Raw genomic sequence first — 26347 nt, forward strand, 5'->3', positions numbered from 1 at the left:
TCATACACCATACGCGCAGCCTTGGCGCCCCCGGGTCCCGGGCGCCTGGCCGATCGGCGATGCCATCGGGCTTCACCGACCCCCCGCCGCGTTCGCGCATCGGCGCGGCGCACTGGGCATCGCAGCCGGGCGCCTGCTTCGTCGCGGGCTCAACCCGCCCGCGCCGAGAACCATCACACCGCGCTTTGTGACATCGCTTGTCGCAACACCAGCACAATGTTACTTTTCTAACGTTGTTTGAAAATTGCCTGATGACACCGCCACTGTCATCGATGCCGAAGTGCGGCTCGGATGCCCGGCGAGTGAGTCGCGATCGAGAGGAGCCCGTGCGTGACTGACCTGGCGGCCAGCGAAGTAGAGGTCGATCTGGAGGCCGTTCGCGAGCTCTATCGCCGCGAACGGGAGAAGCGCATCCATCCCGAGGGCAGTGCCCAGTACCGTCGGATGTCGGACGAGCTCGCTCACTTCGTTGACGATCCGTACACCGAGCGGATCGAGCGAGCACCGGTCCACGACCAGGTCGAGGTCGCCGTGATCGGCGGTGGCTTCGGCGGACTGCTCCTCGGCGCGCGGATGCGTCAGATCGGGGTCGACGACCTCAGGATCGTTGAGCAGGGCGGCGACTTCGGCGGGACCTGGTACTGGAACCGGTACCCAGGGGCCGCCTGCGACACCGAGTCGTACATCTACCTACCGCTGCTCGAAGAGGTCGGCTATATACCGACCGAGAAGTACGTCAAGGGTCCCGAGATCTTCGAGCATTGCCGGCGGATCGCGCGTCACTTCGACCTCTACCAGAACGCCCTGCTCCAGACCAAGGTCACGGATGTCCGCTGGAGCGAGACCGACGAGCTCTGGACGATCACAACCGATCGTGGCGACGCCTTCCGCGCCAAGTATGTCTGCATGACCACGGGAGCGATGGTGAAGCCGAAGCTGCCTGGCGTTCCCGGTATCGAGACGTTCAAGGGTCACGCCTTTCACACGACGCGTTGGGACTACGAGTACACCGGCGGAAGCCCGGCCGGCGGCCTGACCGGCCTTGCCGACAAGAAGGTGGCAATCGTCGGCACCGGAGCGACGGGCATCCAGGCGATCCCGCACGTCGCCGCGAGCGCGGGCCACACCTACGTCGTCCAACGCACGCCGTCGTCGATCAACGTTCGCGCGAACCGGCCCACTGATCCTGAGTGGGTGAAGACTCTCAGGCCCGGCTGGCAGCGGGAGCGGATGACGAACTTCTCGCTCTTCGTCGCGGGTGGCGAGGTGGAGACCGACCTCGTCAACGACGGCTGGACCGCCATCTACCGGCTGCGCACTCTCAACGGTGGCGTGCTGGATGAGCGGCTGGACTACCTGAAGATGGAAGAGATCCGCGCTCGGGTCGACTCCGTCGTCAAGGACCCGGCGACCGCGGCGAACCTCAAGCCGTACTACCGCGCTCTGTGCAAGCGCCCCTGCTTCCACGACGAGTACCTCGATGCCTTCAACCGGCCGAACGTCACCCTCCTCGACACCAACGGGAAGGGCCTTGAGGAGGTCACCCGGAACGGGATCGTCGTTGAAGGCAAGGAGTACCCGGTCGACTGCATCATCTTCGCCAGCGGCTTCCAGATCGGTGGTCCGCTGGCACGGAAGCTGGGATACGACGTCACCGGGCGAGACGGAGTGGCTCTGAGCGAGAAGTGGAAGAACGGGATCTCGACGTTCTACGGGATGCAGACGAGAGGGTTCCCCAACTTCTTCGTCGTGGCCACTGCCCAGGTGGGCGTCAGCTCCAATCAGGCGCACGTCCTGGACGTCCAGAGCCGTCACATCGCCTACGTCATCAACGAGGCTCGGACCCGCGACGCCTCGACGGTCGACGTCGAGCAGCAGGCCGAAGACGCCTGGGTACAGACGGTCATCGACGCGTCGCGCGCCGACCTTGAGTTCCTCGCGTCCTGCACCCCCGGGTACTACAACAACGAGGGAAACCCGATCATCGAGATCTTCCGGCGCAACGGCGCCTACTCACCCGGCATCGTCGCCTTCGACGACATCGTCACCGAGTGGCGGGAGTCGGGACTCAACGACGGCCTCGAGTTCAACTAAGGAGTTGCGCATGCCCAGCTACACGATGACGATCGATGGCGAGCAGGTCCGGGCGGTCGACACCTTCGACGTCGTCAACCCGGCGACCGGAGACACGGTGGGCGCCGCACCCCGCTGCGGCCGCGACGACCTCGACCGCGCGATGCGGTCGGCCGCGGCCGCCCAAGTGGGCTGGTCGCGAGACGGCGAGTTCCGAAGGAAGGCGCTGCGCGACGTGGCTCGCGAACTGCGTGAGTCCATCGAGGAGATCGCGCCGGTCCTCACCGCGGAACAGGGCAAACCTCTTCGTGAGGCGCGCCACGAGGTGTCGAGCACGGCCCGGTGGTGCGAGTACTACGCCGACCTCGAGGTCCCTCGCGAGGTGATCCAGGACGACGACCGAGCCTTCGTTGAGGTGTTCCGGCGACCGCTCGGCGTCGTGTCCGCGATCACCCCCTGGAACTTCCCCCTGAGCCTTGCCGCATGGAAGATCGCGCCGGCGTTGGCGTCGGGCAACACGATGGTGTTGAAGCCCTCGCCGTTCACTCCCCTGTCGACATTGCTCATGGGGCAGGTGATGGCGCGCGTTCTCCCGCCTGGTGTGCTGAACGTCGTTTCCGGCGGGGACGAACTCGGTCCCTGGATGACCGAGCACCCGGTCCCCCGGAAGATCTCATTCACCGGATCGGTCGCCACGGGCAAGCGCGTGGCAGCAGCCGCCGCACAGGACCTGAAGCGCGTAACACTGGAACTCGGCGGCAACGACCCGGCGATCCTCCTGGACGATGTCGACGTCGACGCCATCGCCGACCGCCTGTTCTGGGGTGCCTTCCGAAACAGCGGGCAGGTGTGCACGGCGATCAAGCGCGTGTACGTTCCCGAGCGGCGCTACGACGAGGTCGTCGACGCCCTCGCGGATCGAGCACGCTCGGCGAGGCTGGGCAACGGGCTCGATGAGGCCACCGAACTCGGACCGGTCAACAACCGGCCTCAGCTTCAGCGCGTTCAGGACCTGGTCCGCGACGCCATCGCTCGAGGTGGCAAGGCCGTCGCCGGCGGCAACACGATCGACGGTCCCGGTTTCTTCTTCGAGCCGACCATCATCCGAGGCATCGAAGACGGTACGCGATTGGTGGACGAAGAGCAGTTCGGCCCAGCACTCCCCGTGATCCCGTACCGCGACCTCGACGACGCCATCGCGCGCGCCAACGGCACCCCATTCGGACTCTCGGCATCGGTGTGGGGATCCGATCCCATCGCAGCAGCCGAGGTGGCCACTCAGATCGAGTGCGGCACTTCGTGGATCAACACCCATCTCGCCCTCGCGCCCCACCAGCCGTTCGGCGGGGCCAAGTGGAGCAGCATCGGCGTCGAGAACGGCCGGTGGGGTCTCGACCAGTTCACGGAACTCCAGGTTCTTCACCGGGCACGGGGCTGATCCAGTTGACGGGACTTCATGTCTGCCGCCGCGGACGCCGGTAAACTGAACTTTCATTGAAAGTGTCGCGGCCTTCGCGATTCCGCGCCCGAGAATGGTGGTCATGACAAAGATCCACAGCAAGCAGCAGCTCATCGCGGCGGCAGAGAAGGTGTTCCTCGAAAAGGGGTACGACGCGGCTCGGGTCGAGGACATCGGCGCAGAGCTCGGGGTACTTCAGGGAAGCCTGTACTACCACATCGGCAGCAAGGCGGGCCTGCTTCGTCTTGTCCTTCGGCACCGGTTCACGAGCATGACCGAGCAGATCGAGGAGATCGCCGCGAGTTCGGCGTCCGTGCGCGACAAGCTTCGGTCAGCGGTCATCGCTCAGTTGAGCTACCACAACGATCGCCTCCCCGACTCGCCTCAGTGGTTCAAGAACCCGGGTGGCCCCAAGGAGTCCGCGGCTGACATCGAGACCGACCGGAAGATGGTGGCGAGGTTCCGACAGGCGTGGCACGACATCCTCGCGGACGGCATCGAGCGAGGCGAGATCAGATCAGAGGTCGATCCTGATGCCGCTTCCCTGTCGATCCTCGGCATGTGCAATTACATGGCACGCTGGTACGAAGCCCACGCCATGACCCACGAGGCCATCGCTGACAGCCAGCTCGAGCTCATCTGGACAGGCATGGCGCCGCGGGAAATTTTCAAAGGTGACTAGAATCTGAACTGGTTTGTAACTAGACTGCCGCAGTGACGATGTCCACCACCACCGCCAACGGCATCACCATTTGTTACGAGACCTTCGGCCGTCCCGAAGACCCCGCGCTACTGCTGGTCATGGGGTTGGGCGTGCAAGTGACGTCGTGGGAGCCCGAGTTCTGCCAAGCCTTCGCCGACGAGGGCCTGTTCGTCATCCGCTATGACAACCGAGACGTGGGGTTGTCGAGCTCCACGCCCGACGTCGAGTACTCGCTCTCCGACATGGCCGCTGACGGCATGGCACTACTCACCGCCCTGGGCATCTCCCAGGCTCACGTCCTCGGCGTCTCGATGGGCGGCATGATCGCGCAGCTCATGGCGGTCGAACATCCCGACCGAGTGCTGTCCCTCTGCTCGATCATGTCGACCACGGGCAACCCCGACGACAACCAGGCGACGCCGATGGCAGTCGAGATCATCGGCCGAACACCGACCCTTCCGCGCGAAGCGACCATCGAAGAAGCCGTAGCGCGCGCACGCTTCCTCGCGGGGACCGGATTCGAGTTCGATGAGGATCGGCACCGGCGGCGAGCCGCGGCCGCGTTCGATCGTGCGAACAACCCTGAGGGCAAGGCACGCCATCGACGAGCCGCACGCGATGCCCGGGATCGGACCCCGCGGCTTCGGCGCGTCGGTGCTCCCACAGTGGTGATTCACGGTGACGCCGATCCGGTGGTGACGGTCAGCGGTGGCCGCGCGACCGCCGCGGCGATTCCCGGTGCTCGTCTTGTGATCATCCCGGGCATGGGACACGAACTTCCGCGTGATATCGAAGGACGAATCATCCAGGAGACAGTCCGCAACGCACGACGCGCAGGCTTCAGCCCGCGCGGAACTCGAGTGCCATGAGTCCATTTGAGGGAACCCCGGCGATCACGGCTGCCGAGGCGACCCGGCTCGCCCGGCACAGGTGGCAGACTCGCGGGCAACTGCTGGGGATGCGGTTCCAGATCCCTGACTGCCCACTCCCCGACTCCGCGCTGCTGTCGCTTGCCCGGCAGGACCGGTATGTCGGTTACCTCCCGCCCGAGCTCGCCGGCGCCGCCGACCGGCCGGCCCTCGCCACGATGTTCCCGCAGATGCGCTCCTACGCGTTCCTGCCCGGGAACGCGTTCGAGAACGATGCCGATCACTGGGGATGGTTCGACTACGAGGCATCGATCGATGCTCCTCGCCTCGGTACCAGCGAGCTTGAACTCGTAACCGCTCTCCGAGAGGATGGCCGTCGCCTGCTCACGCTCAACGAGTACGCCGTGGCGAGTCAAGATCTCCACGACTCGACCGGCCGCTACCTCGACGAGCGGGCGACGTGGGCGCGGCTCGGCTCACGTCTGGATGGCCGCATGGTCGCAGCGCGCTTCGACGGCAAAGAGATGGCCATCGGGCTCGGAGATGAGGAACCCGTCGAGGGCTCACTGCTCGTCGCCTACGACCTCGCGCCCGACGACAGGCCGAGAGTGCTGGGTGCCCGCACGAGCACGCTGGGAAGGGAACCCGCACGAGGGCCGGCGACCGTGGTCCGGCATGCCGGACGGACCTTGGACGGAGGCGAGCCTCGTTCGAGTGGCCCCTCGGCACGCGACGCGTTTCAGGCAGCGTGGCGCGACACGACGAACACGTTTCTCTCGTACGGGTTCCATCACGAACTGGGCCTGAGTGCCGACCGGTACCTGGCCACGCTGCCGAAGTTCCCACAGCAACCAGAGGCCTACATCGGCCGGATGGACGTTCCGGTACTGGTCGAGACGAGGATTCCCTGGCGCCGGCAGGCGGCCTTGGCAGGAGTGAGGCTGTCGAACGGGATGCGCACGAGCAAGGTCGTGCGACTGCCGTCCCGCCACGCGAACGAACGTCAACCGTACGTCGCCTGGTGCACCGACTGGGGACGGCGTTTCCCTGGCCCGATCGCTCCCGCAGCCGCGCGTGATCAGCTGGCGGCTGACGAGGTCGGCGCCACGGTCGCGGAACTCCTGGCCATGGAGCTCGCCCGACCAGACCTGAGCCGTTCCGGTAAGTTCTTCGAAGCGATCGGCAGCGTGATGAACGGCCTCGTCGATGCCGTTCCGGTCGTGAGCGCGGAGATCACCCGCTTTCCATGTCTGTTCCATTGGCGGGGTCGGCCCGAGCTGGGCTCCAACCTCAATCCAGACGCGTACTCGATCTTCCGCCCACTTGTACGTGGAACCATCACCACTCGTTAGTTCGCACGACCCGAGGAGAATCCCAGTGCAGCGGGACTACTTTCACGAACTCTTGAGCCGACATGTCGCCTCCGGGGAGGCGGACTCGGCGTACTGGTGGGATGAGAGCCGCATTCCGATCGCGTCGATCGACCAGCGGGTCTCGCAGCTGATGGACCTGACCGGGAAGAAGGCGGTCGTGACCGGCGGCGCAGGCCTGAACTTGGGCCAGGCCTGCGTCAACCGCCTGGCCGGGATGGGTGCCGATGTGGTGGTCGTCGACCTCGCCAGAGACGTTGCCGAGCAGTCGGGGAAGCAGCGGTGGGCATCGCCGCCAGACGCAGAGGCGGTCGCTCGTGAAGCGTCCGCGAAGTGGGGCACCCGGGTCGTCGCGGTCCATGGGGACGTGATGACCTGGGAGGGCGCCGACGCCGTATTGAAGGAGTGCAACGACGTACTCGGCGGCATCGACATCCTGGTCAACAACGCCGCTGATTCCGCGACCGGAGCATTCGCTTCGATGACCCAGGCCGACATCGATCGGTCGGTTCGGGGCACTCTGGTCGGCCCGTTGTACTGCTCCCGACTGGTACTGGACTACATGATCCCCCGCGGTGGGGGACGCATCATCAACATCGGCTCTGAGGCCGCCCAGACGGCGATGCCGTGGCTGACGCTGTACGGGTCCCTCAAGGCGGGTCTCGCGACCTTCACTCGATTCCTCAGCAAGGAAGTCGCCCAGCACGGTGTGCATGTTCTCGGAGTCAACGCCGGGTCGATGTGGGGACCGAATCGCCCAGTGCCGACGGACGTGGCTGAGACCCTGTATCCGCGGGGGCGTACAGCGATCCAGCGGTACGAGCTTCCCGAGGAGGTCGCCAACATGGTCGCGTTCCTCGCATCGGACGCGGCCAGCGCGATGACCGGCACCATGGTGGACATGGGCGGGGGGATGTCGGTCTGATCCTTGCCGGTCGGGTGAAGGTCGACCCGGACCGCTTGCGTGGCGGGTGGCGGCGTCAGGACTCGAACGAACGAGCCACGGTCGCCATCCGCTGTAGGTCTTCGACCTGCTCCCGAACCGCCGGCGGGAGCTTGCCGGCATCGATCGCCGGGCGGGTGCGTCCGTAGGCGTCGACGAACGGCACCTCGACTGGAGCGCGATCGGCTGCTGCGCGCCTGGCCAGAGCCGCGTCGATGAACGGCTGCAACGCTTCTCGTCTCTTCCGCTGTTCTTGGCGCAGGAACCGCATCGAAGGCATGACCTCACGTGCGAGCAGCCGAAGGGACTCACAGATCTCTTCGTGCGTAAGCCGGCCACCTTGGTGAGCGAGGATGGCCTGGTCGATCCCGACGGCCGCGAAGGCGCGCAGATGCTCAAGGATCTCCTCGGGCGAGCCCACTGCGTGCGTACCTCGTAGCGGTACGACTCCCCCGAATTCCTCGCGGACGCGCTCATAGCGCCGCCAGAGGTCGGTGTGCCCTGGTTCGTGGCGCCCGAAGCTGTAGTAGTGCCGCACAGCGAAGCCCATGAATCCTGCGGCGTCGAGGCCTCGTTGTCGCGCCACCGCGGTTTCCTGGTGACAGTAGAACGGATTGAGCATCGCGATCTGAGGGTTCACGGATACGCCGATCGGAACGCACTCGCGGCGGAATGTCTCGAAGTAGAGATCGGCGACGCGCTCTGCCTCGTCAGTGTTGTAGAAGGAGTGGGTGAGTGCCCCCAAGCCGAGCCGGGCCGCTCGCGCGACGGTCTCGTCGTCGGAGCACGCCATCCATAGCGGTGGGTGCGGGCGCCGGCGAGGCTTGGGAACGATGTTCCTCGCCGGCACGGAGACGTGAGCACCGGCCGCCCCGCGGTAAGGGGTCTCGATCCACATGCGGACGATCTCCGCCAGCGCTTCCCGAGTCATCTCGCGTCGCTGGTCGGGATCGATCCCGAAACCTTCGAGTTCGATCCGCGACTTGGAGTCTCCGACTCCGAACTCCACTCGTCCGCCGGAGACAAGGTCGAGAGCCGCGGTTCGCTCGGCGACGCGGACCGGATCGTTGTACGCCGGCGGAAGGAGCGCGATCCCGTGGCCGAGCCGGATTCTCGTGGTCCGTTGGCTCGCGGCGGCGAGGAAGATCTCGGGCGCCGAGGAGTGGGAGTACTCCTCGGTGAAATGCTGCTCTGGCACCCAGGCGTAGTCGATGCCGAGCTGATCGGCCAGAGCGACCTGATCGAGAGCCTCGTCGAACAGCCGCCCCTCTGAGTCAGGGCCCCACGGCCGCGGTAGCTGGAATGGGAAGTAGAGACCGAGCCTCATTCGGTCCTCACCATGCCGGAACGTCGACGGACACGGTCTCGATGACGGACGTGCACGTCCGATCACGAATGGCGGCCTCGCCGCCGATGGCGCTGAGGACGAACAGCGTACGACCGTCCGGCCCTCCCAGTGCGCAGGCAAGGGGCATCCGGTCACCGACCTGAACACGGTCGGTGACGATTCCGCCCTCCAGGACTCGGCGGCACTCGTGCTGCCGCGGTGAAGCCACCCAGATGGCGTCCATGGAGTCGACCGTGATCCCGTCGGCGCTGCCGGGCCTCAGATCCGCCCAGACACGGCGTCGCGTGAGGGTCCCGTCGGGAAGGCGGTCGAACCCGGCAAGGCGCGAGGCAGGAAACTCGGCGACCACGTACGTCGATCCGTCGCGCGTGATACACGGACCATTGGGCGCATCCAGGTGATCGGCGACGACCTTCGCCGATCCGTCCGGCTCCACGAGGATGACATTCCCGTCGCCGTCCAGCGGGCGAGGAAGCATCGAATCGTGGGTTCCCATCGAGCCGACGTAGGCTCGGCCCTCCGAGTCGACGACCATGTCGTTGAGCCCGCCAACGGCCAGGCGGGTCAGGTCGGCATGGACCCTCAGGTCGCCGCGAGGCGACAGCGCCAGGATCACCGGCCGGTTCAGACACACGATCAGCATCGTTTCGTCAGGCAGGAACCCGAGACCCGACGGAAGGTCTCGGCCCAGGTCGACGACGACCTCGGCATGGCCACTGATGTCGACGCTCATGACTCGGTGGGCGAAGATGTCGCTGAACCACAGACGGTCGCGGTGCCACCTCGGCGCCTCCGCGAAGCGGAGACCCTCCAGCAGCGGGCTCGTGGGCATGTCAGAGACCGGCACGGCGGTGGATCTCCTCCAGCGCACGCAGCGTGTCCGCCGCCGCCGGCGGCGGGCTGGTCAAGCCTTCGACACCCACCTCCGGCCAGCGCTCGATCGGAACCTCATGTCCTGGGTGGTTGTAGAGGAGCACGATCAGCCGGTCGGCGCCGGCATCCTCGAACATGCGCTGAATCGAGGGCGTGGCGTCTCGAACGCCGACTGAGATCTCTACCGAGCGCGGGTCGCGTCCGATGCGCTCGCACTCGCGGTTCAGCGCCGCCCGGGCCTCGGCGATCCCATCCGGACCGATGCCCATCGCGATCCAGCCGTCGGCGTGTTTCGCGATTCGCCTGATGGCGAGCGGGGTCGGGCTTGCCCCGATGATGACAGGCGGGTGGGGGTGCTGGGATGGACGCGGGTCGCAGATCAACTCCGGGAACTTCACGAGGTCGCCGTCGTAGGACGCGGTCCCGTCGCGCCACAGGCGCTTCATCGCCTCCAGGGACTCGAGCGTGTACTTCCAGGGGGTATCAGCGGAGTCGATGAAGAGCCGGGTGACTTCGGGGAGCCAGCCCGTGCCGACGCCGAACAGGACGCGTCCCCCGGAGAAGTTGTCGAGGGTGCTCACCGACTTCGCGAGGATCAGGGGGTGGTGTTCAGGCACCAGGCAGACTCCGGTGCCGAGCTTGAGGTCCCTGGTGACGGCGCCCATGAAGCTCAAGAGGACGAAGGGGTCTGCCATCTGGCCGTAGACCGCGGGGATGTCACCACCGGTCATGGGGTAGCGCACCGACGGCTGCGCTGGAAGCACGGCGTGCTCCGGGGCCCAGTACGACTCGAAGCCGGCGTCCTCGAGCGCGCGACCCAGCGTCATGGCGTCCACGGTGTAGCCGGTCACGGCGAACTGAACCCCGATCTTCACTGCGGTCCCCCAGTCCCCTCATTTTCAACTAACGTTTGACTTTCAATCTAGGGCTGCCGCGTACGCAGGTCAAGGTTCGGCCGGTCAGTGCTCGACAGGTCACGCGGCTGGTGTTACGTTCGTCTCAGAAATTCAAGTCTTATTCGAATTTGGGGTCCGCATGAAGATCGGCGTCCACTTCAACTGGCAGAACTACCGCGACTGGGGCCGCTTCCTCGAGAAGCGCCCCGAGCGCCCCCAAGTCAGCGACCAGGAGATCTACGACGAGGAGATCCACCTGGCGAGCCTGGTCGAGCCTCTCGGTTTCGACTCGTACTGGGCGATCGACCACCACTTCACGCCGTACGTGATGACCGGAGGCGCGCTGCAGCACCTCACCTACTTCGCCGGCAAGACCAGCCGGATCGACTTCGGCACCATGATCGTGGTGCTCCCCTGGTACGACCCGATGGTGATCGCCGATCAAGTGAGTGTTCTCGACAATCTCCTGCAGGGCCGGCAGCTCACGCTCGGTGTCGGTCGCGGAGCGGCCGTGCGGGAGTTCGACGGCTTCCGCGTCCCGATGGGCGAGGCTCGCGGTCGATTCAACGAGTCTCTCGCGATCCTGCGGCTCGCACTGTCCCAGGAATGGTTCTCGTTCGACGGCGAGTACTACAAGATCCCCGAGACGAGCATCCGGCCCGGCTACCGCAACCCGCAGCGGATCCTCGACCGCATGCGGATCGCATGGAGCAGCCCCGAGACCCTTCCGATCGCCGCCAACGCCGGCCTCGGGATGCTGATGACCAACCAGAAGAGCTGGGACGAGTACGGCAAGGATGTGGCCGCCTTCAACAGTGTCCGTGCGGAGCGCGGCTGGAAGCCCACGCAGCCCACGGTCGTCGTCCGGACGACGTGCTTCGACACGGAGGAGGAGGCCTGGGAGACCATGGCCCGGCACTCCCTGGAGTCGAGCGAGAGCAGCCGACTGCACTACCAGTTCGACGATGTCGAGCGGTTCAAGAACACGAAGGGCTATGAGCAGTACGCCAAGCTCGGTGCAGGCAAGGCGAGCGACGAGACCATCCTCGAGCGCGGCGCGCGCCCCCAGGCGTGGGGTACGCCCGACCAGGTCTTCGAGAAGCTGAAGCACATCCAGGCCTCCACCAGTGCGGAGGAGTTCGTGCTCAACTTCCGGTTCGGCACCATGGACGCCGAGAAGGCCGAGCGATCCATGCGGCTGTTCGCCGCCGAGGTGCTCCCGCGCCTTCACGACCTTGAGCCCGGGCTCGATGTCACGATGCGCGGTGCGGTCACCGGCGACGGTCATGCGGACTTCGAGTCCGAGAAGGCCCCCACGAGCCTGGGGTTCTGACCCCGACCTGCGAACGAGTGGGCGCCCGGACCTTATGTCCGGGGGCCCACTGCGGTACCGCGAGGCCGAGCCCGTCAGCTGAGGCCGAGGAGCGTGCGTGCCTCGTCGACCGACGCGACCGGGCGGTCAAGGTCGCGCGCCAGACGGGCGGCGCGCTCGACCAGGACGCGATTGCCGTCTGCGAGCTTGCCCTTCCGCAGGTAGAGGGTGTCTTCGAGGCCGGCACGACAGTTGCCTCCGAGCGAGAGGCCGATGGCAGTGAGCTCCAGGTTGGCCCGTCCGACGGCGATGACCTGCCAGATCGCGTCGCCGGGAAGGCGCCTGACCATCGTCATGAGGTTCTCGGCACTCGCCGACATACCTCCGCGCACGCCCAGCACGATGCTGAACTGGAGCGGCGGCTCAAGGAGTCCCTCGTCGAGGAGACGCAGACAGGCGTCAAGGTGTCCGGTGTCGTAGATCTCGAGCTCGGGCTTGACATCGAGCTCGCGCATCCGGGCGGCGAGTCGCCGCACGTCCTTCGGCGGGTTTCGGAACTCGCCGTCGGCGAAGCTCATCGTGCAGGGGTTGAGGGTCGCCATCGCCGGCCGCAGTTCGACCAGTGCCTCCCGCTCCTCGAAGGGAACGGTGAGCCCGACCCCCGTCGAGAGCTGCACGAGGATCGGACAGCGCTCCGCGATGGCCTCGACGGTTCGCCGCGCGGTGGCGAGGTCCGCGGTCGGGCGATCGTGCTCATCCCGGAAGTGCAGGTGCGCGACCGCCGCTCCCGCCTCGTACGCCTGGGCCACCTGATCGGCGATTTCGAGCGGCTGCGTCGGAAGCGACGGGTTGTCACTCTTCGACGCGATGGGTCCGGTCGGCGCGACCGTGATGATGACGCTCATTTTGCGGTTCCTCCTCGACTCGACGCCCTCGCCGCGGCCTTCGGCCACCGAATCCGCGAACGAGCGACCGCCTGCCACTGATATATGGAGTACGATATCTTGAATCTCGGATCCTATCCATCGTCGTCGAATGGGAGCCGCGCCCGTGACCGACCCGATCACCGTCTCCGTGGTCATGCATCGCTTCACCGCCACCGTCCAAGAGATGGGCGAGGCGATGCTGCGGACCGCCTATTCCCAGATCCTCAACTCCAGTCGCGACTTCTCGACCGCGATCACCGACGACCAGGCCCGGCTGGTCGCGCAGGCCGAGCACGTGCCCATTCACGTGGGCTCCATCCCGTGGGCGGTGAAGGCCGTGACCGGGTTCTTCGACGGACGGGTTCGTCCCGGTGACGTCTACCTGCTCAACGACCCCTACCACGGCGGCAATCACCTGCCCGACCTCACCGCCCTCGTACCGGTGTTCCACGACGGCCGGCTTCTGTTCTGGTCGATCAACCGATCGCACCAAAGCGACATCGGAGGGTCGACCCACGGCGCCTACAACCCGGCCGCGACAGAGATCTGGCAAGAGGGGATCCGAATCACGCCGCTGAAGCTCTACGACGCGGGCGAGCTCCGAGATGACGTCATGAAGATGATCGTCACGAACGTCCGGCACACGGACGACTTCCTCGGAGACCTACGAGCCATGATCGGTTCGGCGCGGGTCGGCGAGCGCCGGCTGCTTCAGCTCATCGACGAGTACGGCGCCCACACCGTGATGGAGTCGGTGGAGGACATCCTCGACAGCGCTGAGCGCGAAGCCCGTGAATGCATCAGCTCCTGGCGAGACGGCACCTACCACGGGGAGGCGGTCCTCGACGACGACGGACAGGGCGCGACCGACGTCCACGTCAAGGCCACCGTGACCGTCAGGGGCGACGGTCTGACCGTCGACCTGAGCGATTCGCACCCGCAGGTCAGCGGTTTCATCAACTCGTCCTACCCGAACATGATGTCCGCGGTCTACATGGCTCTGTCGTTCCTGATCGAGCCTCGCACTCCGAAGAACTCCGGAACATTCCGCGTGGTCGACGTCATCGCGCGCGAAGGCACAGTCGTGTGGGCGGCCGAGCCTGCGCCGGTCACCCTCGCCACCAACCACTGCGCGCAAGAGATCGCGGAGTCGGTGATCAAGGCGATGGCCCAGGCGTGTCCGGAGCGCGTCATCGCCGGTTGGGGTCGACGGTTCCGCATCGCCATCAAGGGGGTCAATCCGCGCACCGACAAGCAGTTCATCTGGCACCTGTTCCATGCCCGACCCGGTGGTGGCGCTTCCCCGGCGGGCGACGGCTGGGAAACCGCCGGCGAGGGTCAGGCCATGGGCAGCTCGAAGTTCGGCTCGATCGAGGTGGCGGAAACGCGGTTTCCGCTGTTCTTCGAGCATCACGAGTTCCGTCCTGACTCCTTCGGAGACGGGCGGTTCCGAGGCGGCGCGGGCACCGTCCTGAAGCTCCGCATGGAGACGGCCGAGCCCGCCGTCGCGAACACCGCGGGCGACGGGGTCCGCCACCCCTCATACGGGATCATCGGCGGGCGCGACGGCCTGCCCCACCGATACCGGCTCATCTCGGCCGATGGGACGGAGCGAGTCCTCAAGACCAAGGAGATCGACATCCCTGTCCAGCCCGGGGATGTCTTCTTGGTCGAGTCGGCCGGCGGCGGCGGCTACGGTCCGCCGGACCTGCGGAGCACCGCAGCGCGAGAGGAAGACATGCGCAACGGCTTCGTGACGGCCGTTCCCTCCGCCCCCGAACTCGAAGGAGCCTGATCGATGTACCGCATCGGCATCGACATCGGAGGGACGTTCACCGACCTCGCCGCCGTCGACGAGACGGGCCGGATCGTGATCGCGAAGACGTCATCGACTCCGCACGATCCGTCCGAGGGTCTGATCGAAGGGCTCGCGGTCCTCGCCTCCGAACTCGGCGTCGATCGCGCCGAGATGCTCGCTCAGACGGAACGAATCGTACACGGCACGACTGTGGCCACCAACGCTCTTCTGGAGTCCAAGGGAGCCAAGGTCGGGCTGCTCACCACCGAAGGTCACCGTGACGTGATCGAGATGCGCGAGGGGCTGAAGGAGGACCGCTACAACGTCAGGATGGCGCCGCCGGCGCCGCTGGTGCCGCGACATCGCCGTATCGGAGTCCGCGAGCGAATCCGGTTCGACGGCACGATCGCGACCGCCCTCGAACAGACGTCACTCGCCGAGGCCGTCCGCGCCGTGAGCGAGCTCGGGGTGGACGCGATCGCCGTCTGTTACCTCCACTCCTACCGCAACGCCGGGCACGAAGAGGCCACCGCCGCCGCGCTCGCCGAGGCTCTGCCTGACACGTACGTGTCGCTGTCGTCGGAAGTCCTTCCGCAGATCAAGGAGTACGAGCGGGTCTGGACGACGATCGTGAACGCGTACGTCGGACCTGTGCTCGCGTCGTACCTCTCCAAGCTCAGCAGCCGCCTGGCAGATGCGGGCTACGCCGGGGAGGTCATGATCATGCACTCCCACGGGGGCTTGGCGACGATCGCCGAATCCAGTCGGCTGGCGGCGGGAGCGGTTCTGTCCGGACCGGCGGGCGGAATCGCCGCGGCCACGCATGCCGTCGAGCTGTTGGGGATGCCGGACCTGATCACGTTCGACATGGGCGGGACCAGCACGGACATCGCACTGATCCAGAACGGCGAGGCCCAGCTCACCGCCGAGAAGCAGGTCGGAATCGCAAAGGTCTCCCTTCCGACACTCGATATCCACACGCTCGGGGCCGGTGGCGGTTCGATGGCCCGCACGTCTGGGCGCATTCTCCACGTCGGCCCCGAGAGCGCAGGCGCAGCGCCGGGGCCGGCCTGCTATGGACGCGGGGGTACGACCGCGACCGTCACGGACGCGAACGTCGTGCTCGGCTACCTGGACCCCGAGAACTTCCTTGGCGGGCGCATGGAGCTCGACCTGGCGGCGGCCGACGGTGCCGTCGCCGGCGTGGCCGCGGAGTTGGGCACCAGCGTCATCGAGGCCGCCGAAGGTATCTTCAAGGTCGTCAACACGACGATGGCCGAGGGCATCCGACTGGTTTCGGTACGCCGCGGCGTCGATCCGCGCCGCTTCGGCCTGATCTCGTTCGGCGGAGCCGCCGGTCTGCACGTGGCCGAGGTCGCCAGGATCCTCGAGATCGAGCGCGTCGTCGTCCCCAACGTGGCTTCGGTGCTCTCGGCGTGGGGCATGCTCGCGACCGACCTGCGCCATGAGCTCGTGCGATCGCACGTGAGCGAGGCGGCGAGTACGAGTTCCGACGAACTTCGTGAGCTCCTCCTCCGGATGGAGGCCGAGGGACGCAGCCGACTCGCCGGATTCGACGGCGAGATCGAGATTCGACGCGCTCTCGACATGCGTTACGGCGAGCAGATCTACGAGATCACGGTCCCGATCGACGACATCCCGATCGGATCATCCGAACTGGTCAAGCAGGCCGCCGCGTCTTTCCACAAGCGTCACGACGAGCTGTACGCCTACCACGCCCCGGGCCAGGACGTCGTGATCGTCAATGCGCGTACGACGGCGATCGGCCGGCTGCCCGAACTCCGGGCGGCTCCGCTGCGGTCGGCCGCCGAGGACGTCGTGCCGACCCGCGGCCGGCGCCTGTATCTCGGCGGATGGCGTGAGGTCCCGGTCTACTCACTCGACGAGCTCCCTCACGATCGTCGCATCCATGGTCCGGCGATCTTCGAGACGCCCACCACCTCCGTGCTGATCGGCGAGCCGGACTCCGCCGTCGTGACACCACACGGCTGGCTCGACATCGCGATCGGCTGACGACAGGCAGCCGCCGTCGGAAGGACGACTAGTGAACCCCACCGTCACCAACCCCGCGACGGGCGTCCAGGCCGCGCTTTCCGCCGCTGAGGACCAGTACCGGAACGCGAATCCCACGAGCCTGGAGCGCCATGTCAGGGCCGCGGCCTCAATGCCCGGAGGTAACACCCGGACCGCGCTCCACTACAGCCCGTTTCCGCTGACGTTCAGCCACGGTGACGCGCAGCACCTCGTCGATCTCGACGGCCACGAGTACGTCGACTTCTTGGGTGAGTACTCAGCGGGACTGTATGGACACTCACATCCCGCCATCATGGCGGCGGCTCGTGCCGCCCTGGACGCGGGTATCGCGTACGGTGGTCCGAATCGGCACGAGGCCGAGTTCGCCGAGCTTCTGTGCGGCCGCTTCCCGTCGGTCGACCTGGTCCGGTTCGTCAACTCAGGCACAGAAGCGAACCTCATGGCCATCGCCACCGCCCGCGCCAGAACCGGCCGCAGCCACATCATGGTCTTCGACGGCGGCTACCACGGGGGCGTTCTCAGCTACCGCGGCGCCTCTCCGGTCAACGTTCCGTACCCGGTGGTCATCGGAACCTATAACGACGTCGAAGGGTCACTCGAGCTCATCGACCGCCACCGCGACGACCTCGCGGCGGTCATCGTCGAACCCATGCTCGGCGGCGCCGGAGCGATCCCCGGAACGGCCGAGTTCCTTCATGCCCTTCAGTCGGGGAGCGCCGACGCCGGCGCCGTGTTCATTCTCGACGAGGTGATGACCTCACGGCTGGCCCCCGGTGGCTTGCAAGAGGTTCATGGGCTGACCCCGGATCTGACGACCTTCGGCAAGTACCTGGGCGCCGGCTTCGGTTGCGGCGCTTTCGGCGGTGCGCGTTCCCTCATGGCGATGTACGACCCGTCACGTTCGGGAGGGCTCAGCCACCCGGGCACCTTCAACAACAACACGCTGACCATGGCGGCGGGAGCTGCGGGCCTGCGGGAGGTGTGGACACCGGAGGTCGCCTACGAGCACAACCGCAATGGTGATCGGCTCCGAGACCGATTGAACGCGCTGTTCATGAAGTCTGGCGTTGCGCTGCAGGCCACCGGGATCGGCTCACTGATCGGCATCCACTTCCAGCGCACTCCGATCTCCACGGTGGCCGACATCGAGCCGGCCGTGGCGAAGCGGGCGTTGCTCCACCTCGAGATGATCGCGCGCGGATACTACTTCGCTCGGCGCGGCTATCTCGCGCTCAGCGTGGCGCTCGAGCCCTCCGACCACGACGGATTCCTGGCTGCGCTGGAGGACGTGCTCTCGGTGCACCGTGAGGTGCTCGCCTGACGGTCGAGGCACTTCACGATGAGTTCCCTGCCTTGACAAGGCGATCGCCCGCGGCACCGACTGACCGGTGCCGCGGGCGATCGCGTGGACGCGAGACGTCGCTCACGCCGGCTGCGGAACGGTGGCGCGGTCGGCGTCGAGGTCGAGCTCGTAGACGCGGATCGCGTTGCCTCGGAGGATCTTGTAGGTCGTCTCCGGGTCGATCCCGTCGAACTGCTTGGAGATGTGCTCGAGGGTGTGCGGGTACGGCCCGTCGGCGTGCGGGAAGTCGACCTCGAACATGATGTTGTCGACTCCGATCTTCTCGGCCTGCTCGATGGCGTGCCGGTCGGCGAAGATGCAGCCGAAGACGTTCCGGCGGATGTAGGCGGACGGCAGTTCGGGCATCGGCTCCTCACCGTGGCCCCAGGTGTGGTGAAGGTAGGCGTGATCCATCCGCTCCATGGCGTACGGCAGCCAACCCGCCTGGCCCTCGGAGTACGCCAGCTTGAGCCTCGGATAGCGGACGAGGACGCCGGAGAACACGAAGTCCGCGATGGAGGCGTAGGAGTTCGAGAACTGGAGCGTGGTGGTGACGACGTCGGGAGCGTCCGGCGGCATCGGCATCATCTTCGACGACGAACCGATGTGCATGCAGATGACGGTTCCGGTCTCCTCGCACGCCGCGAAGAACGGGTCCCAGGTGCCACCGTGGATGCTGCCGTAGCCAAGGTGACCGACGATCTCGCTGAACGCGACGGCCCGGACACCCCGAGCCGCGTTGCGACGAATCTCGGCGGCGGCGAGCTCCGGGTCCCACAACGGCACGACCGGGAGCGGAATCAGCCGACCGCCCGAGTCACCGGCCCACTCCTCGACCATGAAGTCGTTGTACGCCTGGACGCACGCGAGGCCGAACTCGCGGTCGTCGGCCGTCTGTTCGCTGAAGGCCTGGCCGCAGAATCGCGGGAAGGTGGGGAAGGCAAGGGACGCCTCCACATGCTGGCTGCTCATGACCTGCAAACGAGCCTGGGGGTTGTAGCAGGCCGGGTGCATCTCGTCGTAGGTGGCGGGCTCGTTTCCGCGCATCTCGGCGGTCGTCTCGACGCCGTCGAGAATCAGGATCGGTCGACGCAGCACGTAGGCGGAGGTTCCGAAGAACCAGACGTCGCCCGGGTCTCCGTCAGGGTCTTCGACGAGGCCGTTGAAGAGAGTCGACGCACGACTGATCGAGCGACGCTCGACCCTCGGCGCGCGGTCGTGGTACTTGCGGGGCAGCCAGCGCTCGAACAGGTCGGGCGGCTCGATGATGTGATCGTCCACGCTGATCATCTGAGGCAGTTCGGTGGCGTTCATGAAGGAACCTCTTCGGTCGCGAATGCTCTCGCCGGTGAGCTGATCGGACACCGGATATGCAATACGATATACCGGTGTATGGAATATCGATAGGTCAGATGCCGAGCAAGACGATGTCCCCGAGCGCCGCCACGAGCGCGGTCCGGGCGTTCGCCACCTGATTGGCCGAGGTGGTTCCCCGGAGCTGCCGGACGGCTTGGACGACTCGCTGGTGCCGCTGCGATTCGCCGGTGTGGGAGTGCGACATCGTTCCCCCGTCGGTGACGATCGGGTACCGTCCGCCCACCTCGATCGCGCCGTCGGCGATGAAGTCCGGACCTTCGCCGACTTCGCAGTATCGAAAGGCCTCGAAGTAGCGGATGATCTCCCAGGAGAAGTTGTCGTAGAGCTCGAACACGTCAACGTCTTCGCGATCGAGCCCCGCCATCATGAACGCACGATCGGCTGCCTGGCGTCCCAGCATTCCGACGCGATCGTAAGTCGGGGGGTGCGTGTACGACGGCCCCCAGCTCTCGGAGCCACCACCGAGCACACGCACCGGCCGCACAGGTAGATCACGGGCACGTTCCGCCGTCGCGAGCACCAAGGCCGAGCCACCTTCGCCCGTGGTCGCACAGTCGAGCAGGTGGTACGGGTCGGCGATGAGCCTTGAGCCCAGGATGTCCTCGGGGGTGAACGGACCTCTCCCGTGGTAGATCGCCTCTGGGTTACGCGAGCCGTTGTTGCGGATCACCGACGCCACGTACGCGACCTTGAGTGGGTCGACGTCGAACCGATGCATGTACTCCTTGGCCGACAGGGCGAACTCGGCGGGAGTCATCAGGCCCCAGCATTCGATGAACTCGTTGGCGGGTCGCGTCCAGGGCGCGACAGAGGACCGGTCCGTGTGTATGCCTGCTTCGCCGGCGGCCAGAACGACCACATCGCACACACCTGACTCGATCGCCGATGCGGCTTCAAGCACCGAGGCGGGCCCGGGCGCCTGACGGCCGACCCAGAAGTACGGGATGCCCATGGCGTACCCGAAGACCCGCGTGCCGTTCTGGTAGTCGAGACCGGGCAGGATGTTCAAACCGTCCACGTCGGCTACGCCGAGGCCGGCTTGGTCGAGGGCTCCCCTGATCGCCGCGAGCGTGACCGAGTGGGACGTCTCCCCCTCCAGGACACGCGCCTGAGGAGTATTGAAGGCACCGACGATGACCGGTTCCCGACCGGAAAAGGGCATGGCGAATCCTCATCTCGACACAACGGCGAGGCTCGGCGGGCGCGTTCGGCGGCTGGCCGAGAGTGAGCGTCAGGCGGCGAGCCGGAAACAGGGCAGTGAGATCTCGTCCGACTCCCTCACGAACTCCACCTCGACGCGGGATCCGAACTGAACTCGGTCGGGCGTCGCGTCGACGATGTTCGTGAGCATCTCGTACCCCTCGTCGAGACGTACGACGGCGACGACGTAGGGAGCGATGAACGCCGGGGTCTGAGCGCGGCCGATGATCGTGAACGTGACGATGGAGCCGCGGCCGGTGCTCTCAACCCATTCGAGATCGACGCCCAAGCATCCGGAACAGAATTCCTGCGGAAGAAAGACGTGCCGTGCGCAGTCCCGGCAGCGCTGAACCAGAAGACGACCCTCCCGGCAGCCGGTCCAGAACGGCCGGGACAACGCCGTCGGCTTGGGAAGCGGGCGAGTCGGACGATCAGCGCTCACGATGCGTTGTCCTCGCGAGCGGGGCCCGAGTACGCCTCCAGAAGCTGGCCCATGATCCGACGGATGTGCTCGGCACAGCGGTGCCCGGCGAGTTCGCGATCACCGGCTCGAACGGCTTCGGCGATTGCGACGTGCTCCTCGGCGTCGGTCACAAGCTCTCGCTCCAGCACGACGTCCCGCTGCCGTAGCGCCTGCGTCAGCGCGAAGACGTTCTCCATTGTCTGCGCGAGCACTTCATTGCCGGCCGCAGCGGTGACGGCCATGTGGAACCGGTGATCGTGAGCCAGGAAATCCGCCGATCGGTCTTCGCGCGCCGCGGTCAGCGAGTCACCGGCGGTCGCCGCGATCTCGTCCCTGGCGGCATCACCACCGCGCTCGGCCGCATAACGACCGGCCGCGGCCTCCAGGTCCGCACGTAGCTCGAACGCATCTCGAATCATGCGCGCGGAAGGCTCGATTACGCGGAGGCTGCGCGACGTCGGCTCGACCAGGCCGATGTGACGCAGACGGAGAAGCGCTTCCCGGACGGGCGTCTTCGAGACGTTGAGCTGGGCGGCGAGCGTCGCTTCGCTCACCGAGCTACCCGGCGGCAGCGTCGCGTCGATGATCCGATCCCGGATCTGCACATAGACCATCGTGGCGAGGTTGTCCGGCCTGGTCTCGAGCGGCGTCAGTGCACTCGCTCCGGAATTCGTGGCGTTCGACATAGCTGGTCCTCTCCGATCGACGGTCTGGTGCACGGAACATCGTATGCCGCATGTCACCGAGCCTTCGTCGATCGTGTCCTCCGTTCCTAGCGTTCCACACGAAGGAGCGAGTGTAAAGATCTGAGATATCAGGTACCGTATCTCATACAACGGATGGCTTGGAGGCCCGTGTGGGAGACGAGAAGATCGAGACGAACTCTCGATTCCTGGATGGCGTCCGTGTGCTGGAAATCGGCGACGAACTCGGCGAGTACTGCGGGAAGGTGTTGGCCGGGCTCGGCGCCGACGTCGTCCGCGTCGAACCTCCCGGGGGCGAGGTCACCAGGACGTACGGACCGTTCGTCGACGACGAGCCGCACCCGGAAAGATCCCTGTACTTCTGGCATTACAACTTCGGGAAGCGCTCGATCGTCGTCGACCTGGACTCGACGGCCGGTCGTGCGGAGTTCGCGCGGCTGGTCGCGGCGGCAGACGTGCTCATCGACTCTCGACCGCGCAATTTCCTTGCCGACCGCGGCTTCGACCACGATCGGATGTCCGACGTCAACGAGGGTCTCATCTACTGCCGCATCAGTCCGTTCGGCGACACGGGCCCATGGGCGGACCACGCCGGAAGCGACCTCGTGCACCTGGCACTGGGCGGCGTGATGATGAACTGCGGATACGACCCGGACCCGAGCGGCACGTACGACACCCCGCCGATCGCCCCGCAGATGTGGCAGTCGTACCAGATCGCCGGGGAGATGGCCGCGATGTCCGTGGTCGCGGCGCTGATCTCCAGGCTCGACACCGGGCGCGGGCAGGTGCTCTCGACGAGCGTCCACCAGGCCGTCAGCCAGAACACGGAGACGGACGTGCCCGACTGGGTGTTCCTCGGCCAGACGCACTATCGGCTCACCTGCCGGCACTCCACCACGACCAGTCGAAGCCCGTCGCTGTCCCTGACCAAGGACGGCAGATATCTGCTCCCGTATCGAACCTATGTCCGCTCGCAGAACGACGAGTGGGACAGCACGGTCGAGCTCCTTCGGAACCACGGCATGCACGGGGACCTCGATGACCCCAAGTACGCGACGGACCATCGCGATACCGACGAGGCGCGCGCCCACCTGGCCGCACTCGTCGATCAGCTGGTCGGGCGGCTCCTCTACGACCGCGATCTGTGGAGGGAGGCTCAGAAGCTCGACCTCCCCTGGACGCCGATCCGTCGTCCGGAGGAGAACGCCACCGACCCGCACTGGCTGGTTCGTGGTTCCTTCTTCGACGTCCACCACCCGGAGCTGGGCCGGTCCTTCACCTACGTCGGCGCCAAGTGGGTGACCGAAGGCATGTCGTGGCCACGCGGTCCACGGCCACCCCTCGTGGGCGAGCACAGCGATGAGGTGGCTTCAGAGTGGCTCACGCCGAATCGCCCACCCGCCACCGTGTCGGAGCGCGTGTCGCCGCGACCGCGCCTGAGCAAACGGGGCAAGCCGTTCCCGCTCACGGATGTCCGCATCGTCGACCTGAGCTGGATGCTCGCCAGCGCCGGCGCGGGTCGCTTTCTCAGCGCGATGGGCGCTGACGTGATCAAGGTCGAGCACCTCAGCCGTCCCGACCGCATGCGTTTCAGCCCACTCGGCGCCTGCCCTCCGGGCGGACGCGAGGAGCGAGATCGTGCGCGAGAACCGCTCCCGACGCCCGCGAGCAACGGGACCTCGGGAAATCCCAATCGGAGCGGATCTTTCATGGAGATCAACGCCGGCAAGCGCGCGATCTCCCTGAACCTCAAGAACCCGAAGTCCCGCGCCATCCTTGAGGAGATGATCGCGGACGCCGACATCGTCGTGGAGGGTTTCTCGCCCGGCACGATGAAGCGCATGGGCTTGGGCTACGACCGTCTTCGTGAGCTCAAGAATGACATCATCTATGTGCAGCAGAGCGGCCTCGGCGAGCTCGGGACCTATGGCCGGGCGCGCACCTTCGGGCCCAGCGCGCAAGCGATCTCGGGAATCAGCGACATGTCCGGGCTCCCGGAACCGTTCCCGCCCGCCGGAATCGGATACTCGTACCTGGACTGGTTCGGCGCCTACAACATGGCGACAGCGATATTGGCTGCGCTGCACCGCCGCGATGTCACTGGCCTGGGGTGTCACATCGATGCTTCCCAGGGCGAGACCGGCCTGTACCTCACCGGTACGGCCGTCCTTGACCACAGCGTCAACGGTCGCCACTGGTCGCGATACGGCAACCGCTCTCCCTACCGCGTCGCAGCCCCACACGGCGCGTTCCCGACGGCCGGCGACGACCGCTGGATCGCGATCGCCTGCTTCACCGACGACCAGTGGCGGGCGACCGCTTCGGTTCTCGGCGTACCGGCACTGGCGTCAGACGCGCGGTTCTCGACACTGGCGGCCAGGATCGAGAACCAGGACCAGCTCGAGTCGTCGGTGCGAGAGGCGACGCGCCGACGCGAGCCTTTCGAGCTCATGGCGGAACTGCAGGCGGCCGGGGTTGCGGCCGGCGTGTGCCAGACGGCGCAAGACCGCGTCGAGCATGACCCACAGCTGGCTCATCTCGGCTGGATGACCGAACTGGACCAACTCGAACTCGGACGCTGGCCGGTGAAGGAGCACCCGACTCAGTTCTCCGAGACGCCGACGTACATCGGCGGCCGATGGGATCGGTCAGGCCCCAACTACGGGCAGGACACCGATGCCGTGCTCAAGGAGCTTCTCGGACTCGACTCGGCTGAGATCGAGGCTCTTCGCCGGGACGGTGCGCTGTGACGCGACTGGCTCGGGCGAAGATGTTCGATGGCACCGTGCGCTTCGGCTTGGTGGAGGACGAAGCGTTCCTCCCCCTCGATCGGCATGTGTTCGGCGAAGAGCCTGGACGCACCGGGCAAGCCGTACCGCTCTCTGACGTGCGGCTTCTGAGTCCCACAGAGCCTCGCAACATCCTGGTGATGTGGCGAGCGTTCTACAAGGAGGGCGATCGGCGTACGGTCGACCACAGTCCGTATCTGGCGGTCAAGGCCGCCGGTGACCCGCCCGGCGGCGACGGATCTCAGATTCTCATCCCGGAACTGGTGGGCGGTCCACTCGCTGCCGAAGCAGAACTCGCGGTCGTGATAGGCCGGCGCGCGAAGAATCTGACACCCGAGCAGGCCTGGGGTACGATCGCCGGGTTCACCGTCATGAATGACGTGACCGCGCCGTCGTTGTTGCATCCGACGGGCCAATGGCCCGAGGAGTTGCCTCGACTGGTCTCCGGCGCCGTGGTCGCCAAGTGCTTCGACACGTTCTCACCGTTCGGTCCATGGATCGAGACGTCACTGACCGACGACGAGATCAAGGCCGGTGTGACGATCAGAACCTTGGTCAACGGCGAAGAGAAGATGCGCGGCACTACTGCCGATTTCAAGTTCACGGTTGGCGAGGTCGTGAGCCACGCCTCCCGCATCCTTACACTGACGCCGGGCGACGTCATCACGCTGGGGACCCCGGGCGTCGTGCTCGTGGATGACGGCGACGTCGTCGAGTGCGAGGTCGAAGGAATCGGATCACTCCGGAACACCATTGTGGCCCAGCCCTAGGGCTTACCATCGAAGGAGCAGGGATTTTGAACGACGACCGTCCGATCCTGATCAGCGGTGCCACCGGCCGACAGGGCGGTGCCACAGCGCGCGCCTTGCTGGCGGCGGGCGTGCCGGTGCGGGCCCTTGTCCGTGACACCGAGAGCCAGGGAGCTCGCGCGCTTCGGACCGCGGGAGCCGAACTCGCCAAAGGCGATTTGCGAGACCGCCGCGCCCTGGAGCAAGCGTGTCAGGGTGTGCGCGGCGTCTTCTCAGTCCAGACGCCCATGGATGGCGGCATCGACTTTCAGTCCGAGCGTGACCAGGGACGCAACCTCGTCGAGGCCGCGCTTGGGGCCGGTGTCGGGCAGTTCGTGCACACCTCCGCCTCGGGAGTCGGTTCCCACCATCGAGCGGCTCCCGGCTGGAACGAGGGTCGTTGGAGCATGGTCGACTACTTCGAGTCCAAGGCGGCGACCCAGGAGCTGGTCGCGAAAGCCGGGTTTGAGTACTGGACGCTCGTCAAGCCGCCCACCTTCATGGATCACGCGTTCTTCCAGCGCAGCGCGGTCGTCGACAGTGAGATTGTCACCGCGTTCGCACCGGAGACCGAACTGCCGCTGATCGCTCCCAATGACATCGGGTTGGCGGCCGCTGCCGCGTTCATGGATCCGAGCCGGTTCAACCAGGTCGAGCTCGAGCTCGCGGGCGACGTGCTCACCGTCGGCGCGATCGCGGACGTCCTCAGCCAGATCTGGGGAGAGCGGGTGGTCTCCCGCAGCCTGACCCCAGACCAGGCCAAGGCGGCCGGCCTGCCTGAGCCGGTAGTCGAAGCCCAGGAGTGGCTCAACATCGTCGGTTCTCCCGCGCGACCCGCGCAGGCTCGCTCGATGGGCCTGTCGCCGATCGACTTCAGGACATGGGCGACCCAGCACTACGCGGAATGAGCGCCAACGGCGCGCAAGCAGAAATGAGTTCTGCCGCAGGCCGTCGGCCTTGACGTATTCGTCTGCCGCGGTGCTGGCCACTGCCCGCATCGCGGCAGTGGCCACGAACCGAGCCGCTCAACTCGCAGCCGGCTACCTCGGAGGCGACATG

21 protein-coding genes and 1 pseudogene are annotated in these 26347 nt (G+C 66.4%); 13 read left to right on the forward strand and 9 right to left on the reverse strand.

The genetic code is table 11. The features are described 5' to 3' along the window. Positions 1 to 330 precede the first annotated feature (330 nt). The 6 genes from AB0H21_RS25440 to AB0H21_RS25465 all read left to right on the forward strand — a co-directional run bounded on the left by AB0H21_RS25440 (position 331) and on the right by AB0H21_RS25465 (position 7399). Positions 331 to 2094 carry an NAD(P)/FAD-dependent oxidoreductase gene (locus AB0H21_RS25440; RefSeq protein ID WP_358520970.1) on the forward strand — a complete coding sequence of 588 codons (1764 nt, stop codon included), beginning with the start codon at positions 331 to 333 and terminating at the stop codon, positions 2092 to 2094. A gap of 10 nt (positions 2095 to 2104) precedes the next feature. Beyond that, positions 2105 to 3511 carry an aldehyde dehydrogenase family protein gene (locus AB0H21_RS25445; RefSeq protein ID WP_358520972.1) on the forward strand — a complete coding sequence of 469 codons (1407 nt, stop codon included), beginning with the start codon at positions 2105 to 2107 and terminating at the stop codon, positions 3509 to 3511. A gap of 103 nt (positions 3512 to 3614) precedes the next feature. Next, complete coding sequence (locus tag AB0H21_RS25450) at positions 3615 to 4214, forward strand: TetR/AcrR family transcriptional regulator (RefSeq protein WP_358520975.1); 600 nt, start codon at positions 3615 to 3617, stop codon at positions 4212 to 4214. Positions 4215 to 4252: 38 nt separating this feature from the next. After that, a complete protein-coding gene (locus tag AB0H21_RS25455) occupies positions 4253 to 5104 on the forward strand; it encodes an alpha/beta hydrolase (protein WP_358521357.1) in 852 nt (283 codons plus the stop codon). Positions 5105 to 5193: 89 nt separating this feature from the next. After that, positions 5194 to 6456, forward strand: coding sequence for a hypothetical protein (locus AB0H21_RS25460; RefSeq protein ID WP_358520977.1), 1263 nt, complete (start codon positions 5194 to 5196; stop codon positions 6454 to 6456). Positions 6457 to 6481: 25 nt separating this feature from the next. Next, positions 6482 to 7399, forward strand: a complete 918-nt coding sequence (locus tag AB0H21_RS25465; protein ID WP_358520980.1) for an SDR family oxidoreductase — start codon at positions 6482 to 6484, stop codon at positions 7397 to 7399. A gap of 55 nt (positions 7400 to 7454) precedes the next feature. On the opposite strand, the gene AB0H21_RS25470 is transcribed toward AB0H21_RS25465, so the two are convergent. The 3 genes from AB0H21_RS25470 to AB0H21_RS25480 are packed head-to-tail and all read right to left on the reverse strand — an operon-like array spanning position 7455 to position 10513. Next, positions 7455 to 8744, reverse strand: coding sequence for an LLM class flavin-dependent oxidoreductase (locus AB0H21_RS25470; protein WP_358520982.1), 1290 nt, complete (start codon positions 8742 to 8744; stop codon positions 7455 to 7457). Positions 8745 to 8751: 7 nt separating this feature from the next. Continuing rightward, the gene (locus AB0H21_RS25475) at positions 8752 to 9612 is read right to left on the reverse strand and encodes an SMP-30/gluconolactonase/LRE family protein (RefSeq protein WP_358520983.1); all 861 of its coding nucleotides are present in this window, start codon (positions 9610 to 9612) and stop codon (positions 8752 to 8754) included. Continuing rightward, complete coding sequence (locus AB0H21_RS25480; RefSeq protein ID WP_358520985.1) at positions 9599 to 10513, reverse strand: TIGR03619 family F420-dependent LLM class oxidoreductase; 915 nt, start codon at positions 10511 to 10513, stop codon at positions 9599 to 9601. Before AB0H21_RS25480 ends, AB0H21_RS25475 begins: the two co-directional genes overlap by 14 nt. Before the next feature lie 160 nt (positions 10514 to 10673). On the opposite strand from AB0H21_RS25480, the gene AB0H21_RS25485 reads away from it, so the two are divergent. Further along, on the forward strand, positions 10674 to 11867 hold the full coding sequence (locus AB0H21_RS25485) for an LLM class flavin-dependent oxidoreductase (RefSeq protein WP_358520988.1): 1194 nt from the start codon (positions 10674 to 10676) through the stop codon (positions 11865 to 11867). Between the two features lie 74 nt (positions 11868 to 11941). Here AB0H21_RS25485 and AB0H21_RS25490 read toward each other — a convergent pair whose 3' ends face one another. Beyond that, positions 11942 to 12928, reverse strand: a complete 987-nt coding sequence (locus AB0H21_RS25490) for a 3-keto-5-aminohexanoate cleavage protein (RefSeq protein ID WP_358520991.1) — start codon at positions 12926 to 12928, stop codon at positions 11942 to 11944. Between AB0H21_RS25490 and AB0H21_RS25495 the strand changes: the two genes are divergently transcribed. From AB0H21_RS25495 to AB0H21_RS25505, 3 genes are read left to right on the forward strand one after another with little or no spacing between them, the layout of a single operon-like run. Then, complete coding sequence (locus AB0H21_RS25495) at positions 12897 to 14567, forward strand: hydantoinase B/oxoprolinase family protein (protein ID WP_358520993.1); 1671 nt, start codon at positions 12897 to 12899, stop codon at positions 14565 to 14567. The two genes, AB0H21_RS25490 and AB0H21_RS25495, sit on opposite strands and share 32 nt — an antisense overlap. A 3-nt stretch (positions 14568 to 14570) precedes the next feature. Next, on the forward strand, positions 14571 to 16604 hold the full coding sequence (locus AB0H21_RS25500) for a hydantoinase/oxoprolinase family protein (protein ID WP_358520996.1): 2034 nt from the start codon (positions 14571 to 14573) through the stop codon (positions 16602 to 16604). A 31-nt stretch (positions 16605 to 16635) separates the two neighbouring features. Then, positions 16636 to 17946 (forward strand): aminotransferase class III-fold pyridoxal phosphate-dependent enzyme, encoded by a 1311-nt coding sequence (locus tag AB0H21_RS25505; RefSeq protein WP_358520998.1) that lies wholly within the window; start codon positions 16636 to 16638, stop codon positions 17944 to 17946. A gap of 102 nt (positions 17947 to 18048) precedes the next feature. Here the strand turns inward: AB0H21_RS25505 and AB0H21_RS25510 are convergent, their stop codons facing one another. The 5 genes and pseudogenes from AB0H21_RS25510 to AB0H21_RS25530 all read right to left on the reverse strand — a co-directional run bounded on the left by AB0H21_RS25510 (position 18049) and on the right by AB0H21_RS25530 (position 21693). Further along, a complete protein-coding gene (locus AB0H21_RS25510; protein WP_358521000.1) occupies positions 18049 to 19281 on the reverse strand; it encodes an amidohydrolase family protein in 1233 nt (410 codons plus the stop codon). Positions 19282 to 19375: 94 nt separating this feature from the next. Further along, positions 19376 to 20506 carry a thiolase family protein gene (locus AB0H21_RS25515; protein WP_358521002.1) on the reverse strand — a complete coding sequence of 377 codons (1131 nt, stop codon included), beginning with the start codon at positions 20504 to 20506 and terminating at the stop codon, positions 19376 to 19378. A gap of 69 nt (positions 20507 to 20575) precedes the next feature. Further along, on the reverse strand, positions 20576 to 20833 hold the full coding sequence (locus tag AB0H21_RS25520) for an OB-fold domain-containing protein (RefSeq protein WP_358521360.1): 258 nt from the start codon (positions 20831 to 20833) through the stop codon (positions 20576 to 20578). Between the two features lie 6 nt (positions 20834 to 20839). Further along, positions 20840 to 20986 (reverse strand): annotated as a pseudogene (locus AB0H21_RS25525) (zinc ribbon domain-containing protein); the annotation flags it as partial. Next, entirely contained in the window at positions 20983 to 21693 is a 711-nt protein-coding gene (locus tag AB0H21_RS25530) for a GntR family transcriptional regulator (RefSeq protein ID WP_358521004.1), read from the reverse strand. The pseudogene AB0H21_RS25525 and the gene AB0H21_RS25530, both read right to left, overlap by 4 nt. A 170-nt stretch (positions 21694 to 21863) precedes the next feature. Here AB0H21_RS25530 and AB0H21_RS25535 point away from each other — a divergent pair, with 170 nt between their 5' ends. Genes AB0H21_RS25535 through AB0H21_RS25545 form a run of 3 tightly spaced genes read left to right on the forward strand, consistent with a single transcriptional unit; the run spans position 21864 to position 26196 of the window. Beyond that, a complete protein-coding gene (locus tag AB0H21_RS25535; protein WP_358521006.1) occupies positions 21864 to 24461 on the forward strand; it encodes a CoA transferase in 2598 nt (865 codons plus the stop codon). Then, positions 24458 to 25270: a fumarylacetoacetate hydrolase family protein gene (locus AB0H21_RS25540; protein WP_358521008.1), complete on the forward strand. Its 813-nt coding sequence runs from the start codon at positions 24458 to 24460 to the stop codon at positions 25268 to 25270. Before AB0H21_RS25535 ends, AB0H21_RS25540 begins: the two co-directional genes overlap by 4 nt. A gap of 26 nt (positions 25271 to 25296) precedes the next feature. Continuing rightward, positions 25297 to 26196 (forward strand): NmrA family NAD(P)-binding protein, encoded by a 900-nt coding sequence (locus AB0H21_RS25545; protein ID WP_358521010.1) that lies wholly within the window; start codon positions 25297 to 25299, stop codon positions 26194 to 26196. Positions 26197 to 26347: the final 151 nt, after the last annotated feature.

Origin of the sequence: Sphaerisporangium sp. NPDC051011 (assembly GCF_040653595.1) — a bacterium.
In the GTDB taxonomy this organism is placed as follows: Bacteria; Actinomycetota; Actinomycetes; order Streptosporangiales; family Streptosporangiaceae; genus Sphaerisporangium.

What these genes read in the sequence shown, in the direction of transcription:
- AB0H21_RS25530 (WP_358521004.1), bottom strand. Translation starts at nt 21,693, where the DNA reads ATGTCGAACGCCACGAATTCCGGAGCGAGTGCACTGACGCCGCTCGAG.
- AB0H21_RS25455 (WP_358521357.1), top strand. Translation starts at nt 4,253, where the DNA reads ATGTCCACCACCACCGCCAACGGCATCACCATTTGTTACGAGACCTTC.
- AB0H21_RS25490 (WP_358520991.1), bottom strand. Translation starts at nt 12,928, where the DNA reads ATGACCACGGAGACGGTGATCGGGTCGGTCACGGGCGCGGCTCCCATT.
- AB0H21_RS25460 (WP_358520977.1), top strand. Translation starts at nt 5,194, where the DNA reads ATGCGGTTCCAGATCCCTGACTGCCCACTCCCCGACTCCGCGCTGCTG.
- AB0H21_RS25515 (WP_358521002.1), bottom strand. Translation starts at nt 20,506, where the DNA reads ATGCCCTTTTCCGGTCGGGAACCGGTCATCGTCGGTGCCTTCAATACT.
- AB0H21_RS25500 (WP_358520996.1), top strand. Translation starts at nt 14,571, where the DNA reads ATGTACCGCATCGGCATCGACATCGGAGGGACGTTCACCGACCTCGCC.
- AB0H21_RS25470 (WP_358520982.1), bottom strand. Translation starts at nt 8,744, where the DNA reads ATGAGGCTCGGTCTCTACTTCCCATTCCAGCTACCGCGGCCGTGGGGC.
- AB0H21_RS25485 (WP_358520988.1), top strand. Translation starts at nt 10,674, where the DNA reads ATGAAGATCGGCGTCCACTTCAACTGGCAGAACTACCGCGACTGGGGC.
- AB0H21_RS25450 (WP_358520975.1), top strand. Translation starts at nt 3,615, where the DNA reads ATGACAAAGATCCACAGCAAGCAGCAGCTCATCGCGGCGGCAGAGAAG.
- AB0H21_RS25510 (WP_358521000.1), bottom strand. Translation starts at nt 19,281, where the DNA reads ATGAACGCCACCGAACTGCCTCAGATGATCAGCGTGGACGATCACATC.
- AB0H21_RS25445 (WP_358520972.1), top strand. Translation starts at nt 2,105, where the DNA reads ATGCCCAGCTACACGATGACGATCGATGGCGAGCAGGTCCGGGCGGTC.